This window comes from Caballeronia sp. KNU42 (assembly GCF_053760385.1).
On the sequence record NZ_CM132389.1, the window covers coordinates 1,838,994 to 1,852,634 of the forward strand.

The following is a 13,641-nucleotide window of genomic DNA, read 5'->3' on the forward strand; positions in this document are numbered from 1 at the left end:
GCCATCTGTCGATGGTATGGCCGGACCATGCGATGGTATGAATGGACTCGGCCACCCGTCCTGAACGCCTCGGACGAAGCCATTGCAGGCATGGCTCTCGCATGACAGGTACGTTGCCGTGTTCCTGCTGGAATCAATATGCGAACCTCCCAACTGAATTTCGGCGTCAATGCAGACCGTCCTGCCTGGCATAGGTCGACTCCCACCCGCCGCCGAGCACTTTGCATAGCGTGATCAGGTTGGCGGCTGCGTCGGCCTTGCTTTGCTCAAGGTTGCTTTGCGCGTCGAGCAACTGTTTCTGCACATTAAGTACGTCAAGAAAGTCGACCGCGCCTGCCTTGTACCGCTTCTCCGCAATCGACAGCGCATTCTGGTTCAGGCTCACGACCTTTTTCAGACGGTCGCGGCGGCGCTGTTCAGCGTCGTAGACAACAAGCGCATCGTCCACCTCTCGCCACGCATCGAGTACGGTGCGTTTGTAGACAATCGCGGCCTCCTGCTGTTGTGCCTCGCGCAAGTGAAGCGTTCCCGTGAGGCGTCCGCCTTCGAAGATCGGCAGCGAGATTGACGGTCCCAAGACATACTGGCCCGATGCCCACGTAGCGAGATTCGACAGTTGCAGGCTCTGGAACCCGGCGCTGCCGTTCAGCGATATGCGCGGGTAGAAGTCGGCCTTCGCCATGCCAATGGACGCCGTGGCCGCGTGCAGTTGCGCCTCTGCTTTGCGGATGTCGGGGCGGCGTTGCACCAGTTCCGAGGGAAGCCCGATGGGCACCTGTTCAGGCAGTGCGGGAACATCACGAGGCTCGGCGAGCATCTCTTCCAATGCATGAGGTTCCTTCGCCAGCAGCAGGCCGATCGCATTGATCGTGGTCTCGGAGCGCGATTCGAGTGTCGGGATCAGGCTCTCGATTGTCTCAGCCAGAGCCGAGGCGTTATCCACGTCCAGATTCGTCACCACGCCTTCCTGTACCCGCTTTTCCGTGAGCTTGGTTGCGTTGCGGGCGATTTCCAGGTTCTGTCTTGCGATCTGAAGCAACGCTTGCGTGTCACGCAACTGAACGTAGTCGCGCGCGAGTTCAGCGCGGGCCGACAGTAGCACCGCATTACGGTCCTCGTATGAGGCATCGGACAAGGCGGTTGCGGCTTCGACACCGCGACGGGCGCCACCCCAGATGTCGATTTCCCAGGATGCATCGAAACCGAACTGATACAGGTTGTAAGGCGGCGAACCCTTGGAGCCCGGCAACGGCGCCACGCCAAGCCCCGTGTTGCCCGCCGCCGACTGCTGCGTTTGGAGCGGGGGGACGCCAAGCAACGAAAGGATGCCGTTCGGACTTCCGCGCTCGCGGTTGTAGGACGCGTCGCCGTTCAGCCTCGGATATTCCGCGGCGCCGGCAATCCGTTGCTCCGCCCGGCTTTGCCGCAGACGGGCCGACGCCGCCGCGACGTCGAGGTTCGCATCGGTCAGTTGTTGTTCCAGCGAGTCCAGTGTCGGGTCATTGAACAGCGTCCACCATTCGGGACTTAATTCGGATTCCACAGCTTTGCTGGGCGCTTGCGCAGCCTGAGTGCGGTTAAACACGTCAGGCGTACTTGTCTGCGGACGTTCGAAGTCCGGGCCGACCAGGCAGCCGTTAAGCGCGAGGCACAGCGACACCGCGAGCGCCGGCGTGCGGATGGAGAATTCGCTCGCGTTCATTTCGCGTCTGCTCCTGCGACCCGCGTGTCGGCGCTCTTGCCAACGGCGACCTCTGTTTCGACCGACAACCCCACGCTCAACCTCGACGCAGCCTCTTGTCCCCCGTCGATCGTGATCTTGACAGGCACGCGCTGGACGACCTTGGTGAAGTTGCCCGTTGCGTTGTCGGGCTCGATAGGCGAGAAACTCAAGCCTGTAGCAGGGGCAAGACTATCGACATGTCCTTTGATTACGACGCCCGGGAACGTGTCGACCGTGATCCGTACGGTCTGTCCCGGGCGCATGTTGGTGAGCTGGTTTTCCTGAAAGTTGGCGACCACATAAGCTTCGGCAAGCGGGACGATCGCGAGCAGTGGCGTGCCAGTTGTAACGAATGCGCCGACCCGCACCGAGCGTCGTCCGACCTTGCCGTCGACCGGCGCGGGAATCTGCGTGTAGGACAGGTTGAGCTTTGCCTGATCGAGCACCGCCTCGGCCCGTGCAAGCGCGCCGGCCGCCTTGTTGCGCTCGGTATTCAATACCGCCAGGTTCTGTTCAGTCGTGCTCAGCGCGGCCCGATCGTGGGCCTGCTGCGCGAGCAGTTGGGCAAGCGTGCTGGACGATTGCTGCTGCTCCTGAGCCGTGCCTGCCCCGGATTCCGAGAGATTCTGATACCGCGATGCGTTTTGCCGCGCAAACGCGATCGACGCCTCGTCGGACTTGAGCGTCGCGCGCGCCTGGTCTACGAGCGAAGGCTGGCGCGCGATCTCGGCCTCGTAGTTCGCAACCGACGCCTTTTCCGCAGTCACGTCCGCTTCCGCGCTCATCAATGCGGCCTTGAAGTCACGGTCATCGATGCGCACCAGCAATTGCCCGGCTTTCACCTGCCGGTTGTCCTCCACGAGCACCTCTGAAATCTGACCGGCGATACGGGGCGCCACCAGCGTGAAATCCGCCACTACGTAAGCGTCGTTGGTGGTCTCGCTAGTCGCGTGAGACAGCAGCCTTATACAAGCCCATATCGCGATCACAAGGATGACCACATACGCGACAAGACGAATTGTCTTCGGAGAGGGTCGAGTGACAGGTGACATATATATCGTCGCTTAGCGGGGAGGGGGCGGCGTAGTGCACCAGGGCGGATAAATACGCACGGGTAGCACTGGAATGACGAGCAGAAAAGCGATGGCGACGCCGGCCATCACGCGATAGAGATCCGCTGACGTCAAAACTTCGGCCTGCTCATGAATGCGGTGCGCGAGTGCGCCCAGGCCATGAGTTGCATCGATGCTTTGGCCGGCAATTAACGCCTTGTTGCCCAGCCGGTCCACCAGCATGCTCGAATGATAGTGCTCGCGCGCAGTCCCCACTCCTTCGATAAGACCGTTTGCCACGGCCGCCGCAAACGTCTTGAGCGAGTTGACCATGGCCGAAGCAAATGGACCCTCGGTCGGGGCCAGGCCCGTCGTGATGCCCATCAGGATCGCCATGATCAGCATGGGTTGCGCGACAATCTGTATTGATTGAAGCCAGTAAAAGTCCTCGCGAATCCACTCGGAGGTCACGAAACTTCCCATGAAGAACGTGACGGCCATCAGGCCAAGTCCAATGGCCATGACCCAGCGGTGGTCGATTTGCCGCAGATTCAGGAGAGCGGCAGCCGCAGGCAGCGAAAGCAACAGGGGAATTGCTACCAGTAAAGACAGCGGCGTGGTTTGCAGCGGCCGGTAACCGTGAATATGCGCGAGATATTGGCCGGGTATGGCGGCGACGCTGACCAGCAGGAAAGCCGCGCCTCCCAGTGTCATGAGCCCGTGCGCGAAGTTTCTGCGGGCGAACAGTTGCAGCTTGAAGAATGGCAGCGGATGAAACCACTCATTGATCAGGAATGCTACAAACAATAGCGTACCGCCACAAAACATCGCGGAGATAAACGTGGAATTCAGCCAGTCGAGGCGGTCCCCCTGCAGGAGGCCAATGACGAGCATGGCGATGGCGGGGTATCCCAGCAGGAGTCCGAGCCAGTTGAATGATTGAAAGCGTTCGAGTTTGAGGGGGTCCGCGGGAAGCCCCTTGTAGATCGCCACACAGCTCAATAAACCAAGCGGCACGATTTGCCAGAACGTCATTCGCCAACTGACATATTCCGTCCATAAGGCTGCAAGGGGCGTGCCCAGCGACGGCCCGAACGTCGCAGTGAGCGCATATCCGGCGAGGCCGTATAACTTGATTTTTGGGGGAAGATATCTCAGCGCCACGATGATCAGCATCGGTGGCAAACACCCGTTGGCAACGCCCTGCAGCCCACGCAACACGTAGAACGTCTGGAGGTTCGGCGCCAGGGGACAAAGCAATCCAAGCAGCATCAGGGCGAACACGGCGCCGATCGTAAACCGCTTCAGCGTGAACGTTATCCCGAACCACGGAGCGAATGCCATCGTCGCTGCGTTCGTCGCCTCGTAGATGGTGGTGACCCAGGTGCCGTCGTCACCGCCAATGGAGAGCGCGCCGCGAATGTCCGCCAGCGCCGCTGCGGTGACCTGTTCATTCAATATGGCCAGTAGCGACGCCAGCAGCATTCCGACCAGGCCGACAGCAATGCGAAGCGGGAGTTCGGGTTGCTGGGCAGTTTGCTGTACAGGCGTTTCGGTCTCGCGCGCAGGAACCTGCGCCGCCGATCCGGCCGCCTGCGGTTCTGGTGTTCCGGTCGTGGGTAGGTTGGCGGCGGTCATGATTGATCTAATTCTAGGAGACGGGTTCGCGTTCTTGCAGCCAATAGAATTCGCGTATCAGTTCATTCCATTCACAAATCTGGACAATGCCACCGTAGCTGCCGGGCACGGCGGAACCACCTGGAAATGATCCTTTTCCATTTGCTCAACAGAACGTATTTCAGCGCGGCGCAACGGCGTGAACAGCCGGGTTTCTTTCGGTATCCTTGCGGGATTCGCGGGCAATGAGTCATCGCGCGTGGCCCGAAAACGCACCGTGTCGGCTTGATAAAGGCGTGTGGGCGGCGTGCTCATTCTCCGCTCATTCTTGCGGCTCACACTGCATGCATCCGATACAGCGAACCGCTTGCATCGCATGACAGGAGAGCAAAAATGAAAGCCATCCGTTACTTGGTCGTCGCCGCCGCGCTCGGGTGCGGCTTCGTGAGCTGCGCACAGGCGCATGTGTCCATAGGCATCGGTTTTTCGGCGCCCGTGTATCCGGTCATGCCGGTCGTGCCCGTGATCGCGCCTGCCCCTGTGTATGTTGCGCCGCCGCCCGTGTACTACGCGCCGCCTCCAGTCGTGGCCGGTTACTACGGCCGTCCTTATGGATACGGCTATGGTTACGCGCGGCCCTACGGCTGCGTAAATTGCGGATACGCCTACTGGTCGCGTTGATGTGCGGGCGCGTCGATGGCTCAGTGCGTTATGCGTATTTTCATCAGCGCGGTGACGGGCGACGGTCTGCGGCGGCGGTCCGTTTGCCGGATGAAGCCGTTTATCAAAGCGGCGAGCGCTTTGGGATACTGATACATCATTGCGTGTCCCGCCGACGCCGCCACCTCTAGCCGCGCCCCTGCGATCAACCCCCCAAGCGCGAGGACTACGTCCCCCGCGCCGCGCAGGATCAGCGTGTCGGCCTGCACGGCCTTGAGTGCGACTCCCATCGACCAGCCAACGACTGTCACGTCGGGGCGGGCGTTTTCGGCGGGGAACCGGACATCGCGGGCAAGGGCGGATGCTGAGAGCAGCGCCAACGCACACGCAATCGGAACGACGACAGCCTGCAAATGCCTCATGTAACACTCCTGATGGTGTGTGAATTCAGCATCGCACGATAAAAGCACCGGGAAGACCCCCTCGTCCCGTGCAAAAAAACGCTGAAATCCTGCCGATAAGCGTAGTCGACCCGACCCGATATTCGGTACTCTTGCATGCAACGCGCTCGCACGCTCGAGCCCGCCTCGCGCTTCTGCCCACCTGGAAATGGATGGACACCTTGATCCACGAAATGACCAAGACGGTTTTGCTGATTGTCGCGGCGTTGTTCCCGATCATCAACCCGCCGGCGGCCGCGTTCATCATCCTCAGTCTCACGCCGCACGCGACGCAGGCCGAGCGCGCGGACCTGGCGCGGCGCATAGCGGTGAACAGCTTCGTGATCCTGCTGGCGTCGCTTTCGGTGGGGGCGTACTTGCTGTCGTTCCTCGGGATCTCGATTCCGGTGCTGCGCGTGGCGGGCGGGCTCATCATCGCCATGGCGGGCTGGAACCTGCTCCAATCTTCCGACGATGAATCCGACGACGAGGCCGGCGAAGAAGCGCAACGCGAGCCGGTGTCTCATCGGCATGGTTCCCTGCGATTGAAGGCGTTTTATCCGCTGACGCTGCCGGTGACCGTCGGTCCCGGGTCGATCTCGGTGGCCATCGCGCTGGGCACCGGCACGCCCCGCAGCGGCCTGGAGCCGGTTCATTTCATTGGCGTGGGCGTGGCGCTCGCGCTGCTGTGCATCACCATTTACCTGTGCGTGCGCTTCGTGGCTAACGTCCAGCAACTGCTCGGGCCGGCTGGCACGCAGATTGCCATGCGGCTTTTCGCATTTGCGATCTTCTGCATCGGCATCCAGATCCTGTGGCTCGGACTATCTGAACTGCTCAATTCATTGCATCCGCACTGAAGCACGCGGACGCTGCAAAAGGACCGTCGCGCGCCGGTGAACCTGTGTGGCGAGCGCGATCAGGATCGCGAAGACCGCGACGGTGAGGGCGGCGCTGGCAATGGCAAGCGAAATGTCGAACAGCGCGTGAAGCGTGGCGATCATGATGGTTTCCCTAATCCTGTTTTGTAGACGTGTCGTGCACGCCGTATCAATGAACAGGATTCTGATGATGCAGAATGAGGAGAAAATGAGCGGGGCCGTCGTTCGGGGTCGTTGTTTTGCGGCTGGCTCAGAAGCCGACCGTGGCGCCGAGCAGCAGCCAGGGCAGCATTTCGTCATACGTAGCAGGGCGTTCACCGGACAGCGGCAGCCCGTCTTCTTCGTTGAGGACGCGGTGGTCCATGCGCGAGGCAGCCTGCTCGCTGTTGCCGGTGCTCGAATGCTTGCTGAAGAGTTGGAACATGAGTCGTCTCCCGTGGGGGCCCGTAGCGCTTTGCCCGGGTCCTGCGCATGTTCACAGGCGAGAATGAGCAGAAAATGAGCGCGCGGACAGTCCCGCGCCGCGCTTAGGTCTTTGAGCCAGAACCGGTAATCGACGATGAACCCATCGCTTTTGCACGCTTTGCGCCGCCATTTCATGAGGCCTTCGCTGCGCAACAATCTCATCGTTGCGCTGGCTGTGCTGGTCAGCGTCGTCGCCGTTGCGCAGAGCCTCAGTACTTATCAGCTCTGCCGCACCGGCATGAGCGCGCTGCTCGACTTGCGCCTGGAGCAGGTCGCCTTGCGCATGCGCGGCGATCTCGCCGATGCAATTCCCAGCGCGCCCGCGCGCGGCTCGCAACCGGCGCGCGATATCGTGATCACCATCCGCAAGCCCGGCACCGATGTCCCGCTACGCTCCACCGAGCCGTCGCTGTCGCTGCCGGAAAGCGCCCCGGCGGGATTCTCATCGGAGATGGTTGCCGGCGAACGCTGGCGCATCTACACGCTGCGCCAGGACGAGAGCGTGATCCAGGTGGCCCAGCGTTCGTCGGTGCGCGACGAGCTCGTGCGCGAAGCCGCGCTCACCACGCTCTGGCCCACGCTGATCCTGTTACCTCTGGTGCTCTTTGCTGTCGTCGTGATCGTGCATCGCACGCTGCGGCGGCTGACGCCGCTCGGGCAGGCAGCGCAATCCATCGATGCCGCGCATCTGCAACCACTGCCCGTTACAGGCGTGCCGGGTGAGGTGCTGCCGTTCGTGGAATCGATCAACCGCATGATCGCGCGGCTTGCCCAGGTGATCGAATCCGAGCGCAAGTTCATTGCCGACGCCGCCCACGAACTGCGCACGCCGCTCACCGCGCTCCAGTTGCAGGCGGACAACCTGCAGCCGCATATCGTGGCCGGCAACCAGGAGCGGTTTCAGGAATTGCGCAGCGGGATCACGCGCAGCGGCATGCTGATCGGGCAGTTGCTGCGGCTTGCGCGCGCGGACGCGCCGCTGGGCGCCGCGATTGAGCCTGCCGATGTTTCTCCCATCGTGGTCGATGCCGTCTCCGGCGTGCTGCCAATTGCGGCGGCGCGGGGTATCGATATTGGCGCGGAGTCCATGCTGACCAACAAGGTCGCGGCTTCGGGCGCGGATGTCGCCATTGCGGTCAAGAATCTCGTGAGCAATGCGGTGCGATACACGCCGGATGGAGGCACGATCGACCTGCGCATGCGCCGCGAGGCGAACGCCCTCTGGATCGAGGTGACCGATACCGGTCCGGGCATTGCGGAGGAGTCGCTGCCGCGTGTCTTCGACCGGTTTTTTCGCGCGAACCTGGACACGCATGCGGATGTGGAGGGCACCGGCCTCGGCCTGTCCATCGTGAAAGCGATCACGGCAAAATATGGCGGCGAGGCGGTCATCCAGAACCGCCGGGACGGCCGCTCAGGGATTGTCGCGGCCGTCAGTTTTCCGCTGGCTGGCGTGTGAGAATAGTGGCAAAGGCGTCGGCAAGGAGAGAGATATGAGAGTCCTGCTGGTCGAAGACGATCTCCAGATCGGGCAAAGCCTGATGCGTGCACTGAAGGACGCGGACTACGCGGTGGACTGGGTGCGCGACGGCCTGGCCGGACGCGAGGCCATGAGCGCCGCCGAGTACACCGTCGTGCTGCTCGACATCGGCTTGCCGGGCATGTCGGGCATCGACCTGCTGCGCGCCGCGCGCGCGGGGGGCAATCCGGTCCCGGTGCTGATCCTGACCGCGGTCGATGATCTCGATACCCGCATCGAAGGCCTCGATATCGGCGCAGACGATTACCTGCTCAAGCCCTTCGAGGTCGGCGAGCTGCTCGCCCGTATTCGCGCGGTGCTGCGGCGCAAGGCGGGCTACGCCGTATCCCGCCTGGGCGATGACACCCTGAGCCTGAATCTCGACCAGCGCACGCTGACGTTCGGCGACAAGGCCGGCGCCTTGTCCGCACGCGAATTCGCGTTGATGCACGCGCTGCTCGAACATCCGGGAACGATCTTCTCGCGTGGGCAGATCGAGGACAAGCTGTACGGCTGGGGCAAGGAAGTGGAGAGCAATGCCGTCGATGTGCTGATCCATTCAGTGCGCAAGAAATTCGGCCAGGGCGTGATCCGCAATGTGCGCGGACTCGGCTGGACGGTGATGCTCGGCACGCCGCACGAGCGCAAATCCTCCGACGACTGAGCGAGGCCCATGGGAATCGTCCGCGCTTCGAAACTGCTGCTCGTGATGGCGATGGCGCTGCTCGCCTCGCTTGTCAGCTTCGGCAACCTCACCGACTACGGCAGCAACCTCGCGTTCGTGCAGCATGTATTCCTCATGGACACGACCTTTCCGGGCAACGCGAACATGTATCGCGCGATCAAATCGCCGGTGGTTCAGAACGCGGGTTACATGCTGATCATTGCGCTCGAAACGGTGACCGCGGTGTGCTGCTGGATCGGCGCTTTGAATATCTGGCGTGCGCGCCGGGCGAGCGGACCGGCGTTCACGCAAGCGAAACGGATGGCGATTGCGGGACTCACGCTCGGCTTTCTGACGTGGCAGGTCTCGTTCATGTCGATTGGCGGTGAATGGTTCGACATGTGGATGTCGACTACATGGAACGGAGAGGAAAGTGCGTTCCGCTTCTTTGCGACCTTTGCGCTCGTGTTGATTTTCGTGAGTATTCGCAATGACGATATCGCTGAGTAGACTTGCACTGGTGCAGGCAATGTTGCTGCTCGTCACGTGTTTCCCTGCGATGGCTGCTGTATTGCAGATCGATACCGGCAAGCCCGCCACGCTCACGACCGAAGCGTTGCTCGCCATGCCCGACGCCGCGACAATCCACGTCCCGGACGATGTCACCTACCATCAAGCGATGACTTACCGCGCCGTGCCTTTGCGCTCGCTGCCCGGCGTGCGAACATTGCCCGCCGATGCCGAGCTGCAGATCACCGCCACCGATGGCTTCGTCACCAACCTGCCTGCGGCGCTCGTGCGCGGCGATAGTGATCACGGTGCGACGCCGTGGCTCGCAATCGAACCGCGTGACAAGCCTTGGCCGCGGACGTCGAAGGGAACGGATATCGGTCCGTTCTATCTCGTGTGGATCAATCCGGGCGCATCGGGTGTGATGAGCGAACAGTGGCCATACCAGATCAACGCCATCCGCGTGGTGGCGTCGCGCGTGGCGAAGTGGCCGCAACTCGCCGTGGATGACAGCGTGCCGGCGAACTCGCCCATTCGCCGCGGACAAGCGCTCTTCGCAACCCAGTGCATGGTTTGTCATCGGATGAATGGCGCAGGCGACGCGTCGGTTGGCCCGGATCTGAATCTTCCGCGTAATCCCACCGAGTACTTCCAGGCGTGGGCACTCAGGGCCTATATTCGCGATCCGAAATCAATCCGGGAATGGGCTGACATGAAGATGCCGGGCTTCGGTCAAGCCAACCTTAGCGACCCCGACCTCGACGCGATCATCGCTTATCTGGGTTACATGGCGCATAGGCGCAAGTAGTTGGGAGAGGACGGCCCCATCGCACCGCTCATTCTTCTCTAATTGTTGGTCGTTACGATTCGCTTCATGGATTCGGCAGCAAGCTTTTATTGCCAGTTCAGATCAACGACTAAACCATCAGGAGAAGCATCATGTTAGTGAAGACAACGCGCATTCTCACCGCAGCCGCTGCAGCGCTCGCAGTGACAATTGGTTCAATCGGATCGGCCCAGGCCGGCACGCTTGCCGTGCCGGCGGGCAATCAATTTATCGAAGAAATGAAAGCGTTGCAGCCGCAGCTGAACCTCAGCACCACGCAACAGACGGCTTATGACGTTGCCATGGACACCATGCGTCAAAGCCATGTCACCGCGCGGATGAATGAAGATCAGCTTCAGCAACAGTTCCAGTCGGCGCAGCAAACGCCCATTCTCGATCTGCGCGCTATTCATGCAGCGAACCTGAAGGTCGAAAAAGAGGATGCGCAGGCACGCGAGCAGTCAGCCAATGCATGGATCAACTTCTACGACGGACTGAACAACAGCCAAAAGACTGCTGTCAGTTCGCTGCTCAAGCAGCAGTTCGCCGCGATTCAGAATCATCCCGGCAAACCGTACGAACCGAGGACCGGCTTGTGATTATGCTTGGCCCTTGCGACGCGCAAACTCGCTCGTGCACTGCTTCATGCAGTTCCCGACGCGCAGCGAGCGCGTCAGGTTTATTTCTCCAAAGCGGCCTGCAACAGTCGATCCGATCAACGCTTAATCAACACGATCGCGACTTAGCGCCTCCCTTGGAACAGCCGGCGGGCTCAGGTCGTTTCGAATCAAACCGCGCTTCAACCTTGCTCCTTGATCCGGTTCCGATGCGCCGCTTGCTTCGCCCTGTTACCGCAAGCCGCCATGCTGCACCAGCGCCGCGCATGTCCCCGGGTGTGATCGGCGAACAGCAGCGTGCAGGTCGGACCTTCGCACGCCTTCACGTAGGTGAAGTCCTCCTCGCAAACCAGCTTCGCCAGGATCTCTCCGATCGGCAGCAGCAGCGACTCCGGTGAACTCCAGCGCCGCGAGCGTTCGAACGTGAGGGCACCCGTCGCTTCATCTTCATGAGCGACGATTTTCCCGAAGGCTTCATCCCGTGCCAGCAGCAGATTCAGCGGCTCCAGCTCACGCAGATCCGTAGCCTCCAGCGTCCTGCCTTTGCGCTCACGGACGAACACCCTGAACCATTCACGCAGGCTGCGCGCCTGATCCGCCAGCCGATCGAGCTCGCCTGGCATTGCACGTTCGCGCATCGTGCGCAGCACTTCTGCGGGGACGAGGTTCGACTGCTCGAGCCAGGCCAGCAGGCCATCGCCATCATCGATCCAGTCGATTGGGACATCGACCGGCGTCGCTATCGAATTCAAAAAATCCAGGCCGGCCGAATCGGCTATGAACATCGCGGGAACTTGCTGGGACATTACTCACCTCAAAGCTGGACAAAATAACCTTCTCAAAGACTGTTGACAGGTTACCATATTTCAGAATAACCTTCTCACATCGATTAAGAAGGTTACTTGATCTGACGATGAGCTTGCCCCGGCGAGCTCGACGCGCAAATGGATCTACCTCTCAATATGGAGACAAAAATGTCTGAAAGCGATGTGAAAGTCGTACTTGTGCCCGGTGCCTGGGCCGATGGTTCAAGCTGGAGCAAGGTCATAAGTGAACTCCAGTCAAATTGGGTTGATACGGTTACTGTCCCTCTCCCGCTGACGACGCTGGACGACGACGTCGCGGCACTCGACCGAACCCTCGAGCGGACCGACGGGCCCGTTGTGCTGGCGGGACACGCTTACGCCGGCGCGGTTATTGGCGCCGCACGCAATCCCAGGATCAAGGCGCTCGTCTACATCGCGGCGCTGGCGCCCGACGAGGGAGAAACGGTCGCCGATGTGTTCTATCGAAACGAACCGCACCCCGCAGCGCCCAAGCTCGCTCCTGATAGTCACGGCTTGATCTGGTTGCCCGAGGAGGCGTTTGCCGCGGCCTTTGCTCAGAACGCATCGGCGCAGGAGTTGGCGGTGTTGGCCGCGGTCCAGCGCCCGATCTCGCCGGCTTGTATCAGCGTTCCAGTTGCACGCCCGCTATGGAAGGACGTGCCGAGCTGGTACCTGCTGGCGGAGCAGGATCACATGATCGTCGCCGAGACCCAGCGTTTCATGGCCGAGCGCATGAAGGCGCGGGTGAGCGTGCATGCGGTCGACCACACACCGCTCGTCACGGCGCCGGGTTCAGTTGTTGATCTGATTCTTCAGGCCGTGCGTGAAATTCGTGAAGTTCGTGAAGCGCGCGGCTGATGGACGCGAGGGCTTCGTGTCTTTGCGTGGTCGCTTTAACTGCAAGTATCAACGAGGAGAATCACCATGACTGGTATCACGTACCGTACTGCGGATGTCGATGGCTTCAAGATCTTCTATCGCGAAGCAGGGCTCGCGGGCGCGCCCAAGCTGCTGTTGCTTCACGGCTTCCCCAGCTCCAGCCACATGTTCCGGGACCTGATCCCGCTATTGGCCGATCGCTTCCACATCATCGCGCCGGATCTTCCTGGATTCGGGCGGTCTGATATGCCGCCCAGCGAGCAATTCACGTACAACTTCGACAATCTCGCCGGCGTCATCGATCGCTTTACCGAAGTGGTCGGATTCGACCGCTTCGCGGTTTACGTGTTCGACTATGGGGCGCCAACCGGTTTGCGAATTGCAGCCAGGCATCCCGAGCGCATCACGGCCATCATTTCCCAGAACGGTAACGCGTATGAGGAAGGACTGAGCGATGGGTGGAACCCCATTCGCGCGTATTGGCAGGACCCGTCTGCGGAAAATCGCCAGGCCCTTCGCGCTTTCCTGGCGCCGGAGACGACACGCTGGCAGTACACCCATGGCGTTCCTGACGAAGCCACGGTGTCGCCGGACGGTATCGCGCTGGACAGCTTCTACCTGGCGCGCCCCGGAGCCGATGAGGTCCAGCTGGACTTGTTCGGTGACTACAAGAGCAACGTTGCGCTCTATCCCGCGTTCCAGGAGTACTTCCGCAAGCACCAGCCGCGCTTGCTGGCGGTGTGGGGAAAACACGACCCGTTCTTCTTGCCGCCGGGCGCAGAGGCGTTCAAGCGCGACATCCCCAGCGCGGATATCCGCTTCTACGATACCGGCCACTTCGCTCTGGAAACGCATGCCAGCGAGATTGCTGCGGCGATCGGCGAATTCCTTTCTCGATGAATTGGACTCCTGCGGCACGCTGGGCTTTACCTGCTGCGGGGCGTTCACGACTGAACGCAGA

The 13,641-nt window shown here is 61.2% G+C and carries 17 protein-coding genes; 9 read left to right on the forward strand and 8 right to left on the reverse strand.

Features of this window, described 5'->3' with window-relative positions; translation table 11 throughout:
- Positions 1-166: 166 nt before the first annotated feature.
- From ACSOSP_RS27365 to ACSOSP_RS27380, 4 genes are read right to left on the reverse strand one after another with little or no spacing between them, the layout of a single operon-like run.
- Positions 167-1,702 carry an efflux transporter outer membrane subunit gene (locus ACSOSP_RS27365; RefSeq protein ID WP_455311562.1) on the reverse strand — a complete coding sequence of 512 codons (1,536 nt, stop codon included), beginning with the start codon at positions 1,700-1,702 and terminating at the stop codon, positions 167-169.
- Positions 1,699-2,775 (reverse strand): HlyD family secretion protein, encoded by a 1,077-nt coding sequence (locus ACSOSP_RS27370; RefSeq protein WP_455311564.1) that lies wholly within the window; start codon positions 2,773-2,775, stop codon positions 1,699-1,701. Before ACSOSP_RS27370 ends, ACSOSP_RS27365 begins: the two co-directional genes overlap by 4 nt.
- A 12-nt stretch (positions 2,776-2,787) precedes the next feature.
- Entirely contained in the window at positions 2,788-4,413 is a 1,626-nt protein-coding gene (locus tag ACSOSP_RS27375) for an MFS transporter (protein WP_455311565.1), read from the reverse strand.
- 57 nt (positions 4,414-4,470) lie between these two features.
- On the reverse strand, positions 4,471-4,707 hold the full coding sequence (locus ACSOSP_RS27380) for a hypothetical protein (protein ID WP_455311566.1): 237 nt from the start codon (positions 4,705-4,707) through the stop codon (positions 4,471-4,473).
- 78 nt (positions 4,708-4,785) lie between these two features.
- Between ACSOSP_RS27380 and ACSOSP_RS27385 the strand changes: the two genes are divergently transcribed.
- Positions 4,786-5,073 carry a hypothetical protein gene (locus tag ACSOSP_RS27385; RefSeq protein WP_455311567.1) on the forward strand — a complete coding sequence of 96 codons (288 nt, stop codon included), beginning with the start codon at positions 4,786-4,788 and terminating at the stop codon, positions 5,071-5,073.
- A 20-nt stretch (positions 5,074-5,093) separates the two neighbouring features.
- On the opposite strand, the gene ACSOSP_RS27390 is transcribed toward ACSOSP_RS27385, so the two are convergent.
- Positions 5,094-5,474: an alpha/beta fold hydrolase gene (locus tag ACSOSP_RS27390; RefSeq protein ID WP_455311568.1), complete on the reverse strand. Its 381-nt coding sequence runs from the start codon at positions 5,472-5,474 to the stop codon at positions 5,094-5,096.
- 191 nt (positions 5,475-5,665) lie between these two features.
- Here ACSOSP_RS27390 and ACSOSP_RS27395 point away from each other — a divergent pair, with 191 nt between their 5' ends.
- Positions 5,666-6,352: a MarC family protein gene (locus ACSOSP_RS27395; RefSeq protein ID WP_455311569.1), complete on the forward strand. Its 687-nt coding sequence runs from the start codon at positions 5,666-5,668 to the stop codon at positions 6,350-6,352.
- Here ACSOSP_RS27395 and ACSOSP_RS27400 read toward each other — a convergent pair.
- Together ACSOSP_RS27400 and ACSOSP_RS27405 are read right to left on the reverse strand one after the other, a co-directional pair.
- Positions 6,335-6,496 (reverse strand): hypothetical protein, encoded by a 162-nt coding sequence (locus ACSOSP_RS27400; RefSeq protein WP_455311570.1) that lies wholly within the window; start codon positions 6,494-6,496, stop codon positions 6,335-6,337. The two genes, ACSOSP_RS27395 and ACSOSP_RS27400, sit on opposite strands and share 18 nt — an antisense overlap.
- Before the next feature lie 127 nt (positions 6,497-6,623).
- Complete coding sequence (locus ACSOSP_RS27405) at positions 6,624-6,797, reverse strand: hypothetical protein (RefSeq protein WP_455311571.1); 174 nt, start codon at positions 6,795-6,797, stop codon at positions 6,624-6,626.
- 135 nt (positions 6,798-6,932) lie between these two features.
- Between ACSOSP_RS27405 and ACSOSP_RS27410 the strand changes: the two genes are divergently transcribed.
- The 5 genes from ACSOSP_RS27410 (at position 6,933) to ACSOSP_RS27430 (ending at position 10,956) form a co-directional block, all read left to right on the forward strand.
- Complete coding sequence (locus ACSOSP_RS27410) at positions 6,933-8,297, forward strand: ATP-binding protein (protein ID WP_455311573.1); 1,365 nt, start codon at positions 6,933-6,935, stop codon at positions 8,295-8,297.
- Between the two features lie 34 nt (positions 8,298-8,331).
- On the forward strand, positions 8,332-9,021 hold the full coding sequence (locus ACSOSP_RS27415) for a response regulator transcription factor (protein WP_455311574.1): 690 nt from the start codon (positions 8,332-8,334) through the stop codon (positions 9,019-9,021).
- A 9-nt stretch (positions 9,022-9,030) separates the two neighbouring features.
- Positions 9,031-9,531, forward strand: a complete 501-nt coding sequence (locus ACSOSP_RS27420; RefSeq protein ID WP_455311575.1) for a DUF2165 family protein — start codon at positions 9,031-9,033, stop codon at positions 9,529-9,531.
- Positions 9,512-10,339 carry a c-type cytochrome gene (locus tag ACSOSP_RS27425; RefSeq protein ID WP_455311577.1) on the forward strand — a complete coding sequence of 276 codons (828 nt, stop codon included), beginning with the start codon at positions 9,512-9,514 and terminating at the stop codon, positions 10,337-10,339. Before ACSOSP_RS27420 ends, ACSOSP_RS27425 begins: the two co-directional genes overlap by 20 nt.
- A 131-nt stretch (positions 10,340-10,470) precedes the next feature.
- On the forward strand, positions 10,471-10,956 hold the full coding sequence (locus tag ACSOSP_RS27430) for a periplasmic heavy metal sensor (protein WP_455311579.1): 486 nt from the start codon (positions 10,471-10,473) through the stop codon (positions 10,954-10,956).
- A 200-nt stretch (positions 10,957-11,156) separates the two neighbouring features.
- On the opposite strand, the gene ACSOSP_RS27435 is transcribed toward ACSOSP_RS27430, so the two are convergent.
- Positions 11,157-11,780, reverse strand: a complete 624-nt coding sequence (locus ACSOSP_RS27435; protein WP_455311580.1) for a CGNR zinc finger domain-containing protein — start codon at positions 11,778-11,780, stop codon at positions 11,157-11,159.
- A gap of 168 nt (positions 11,781-11,948) precedes the next feature.
- Here ACSOSP_RS27435 and ACSOSP_RS27440 point away from each other — a divergent pair, with 168 nt between their 5' ends.
- Both ACSOSP_RS27440 and ACSOSP_RS27445 read left to right on the forward strand, forming a co-directional pair.
- A complete protein-coding gene (locus tag ACSOSP_RS27440) occupies positions 11,949-12,659 on the forward strand; it encodes an alpha/beta fold hydrolase (protein WP_455311582.1) in 711 nt (236 codons plus the stop codon).
- 66 nt (positions 12,660-12,725) lie between these two features.
- On the forward strand, positions 12,726-13,580 hold the full coding sequence (locus tag ACSOSP_RS27445) for an alpha/beta fold hydrolase (protein WP_455311583.1): 855 nt from the start codon (positions 12,726-12,728) through the stop codon (positions 13,578-13,580).
- Positions 13,581-13,641 lie beyond the last annotated feature (61 nt).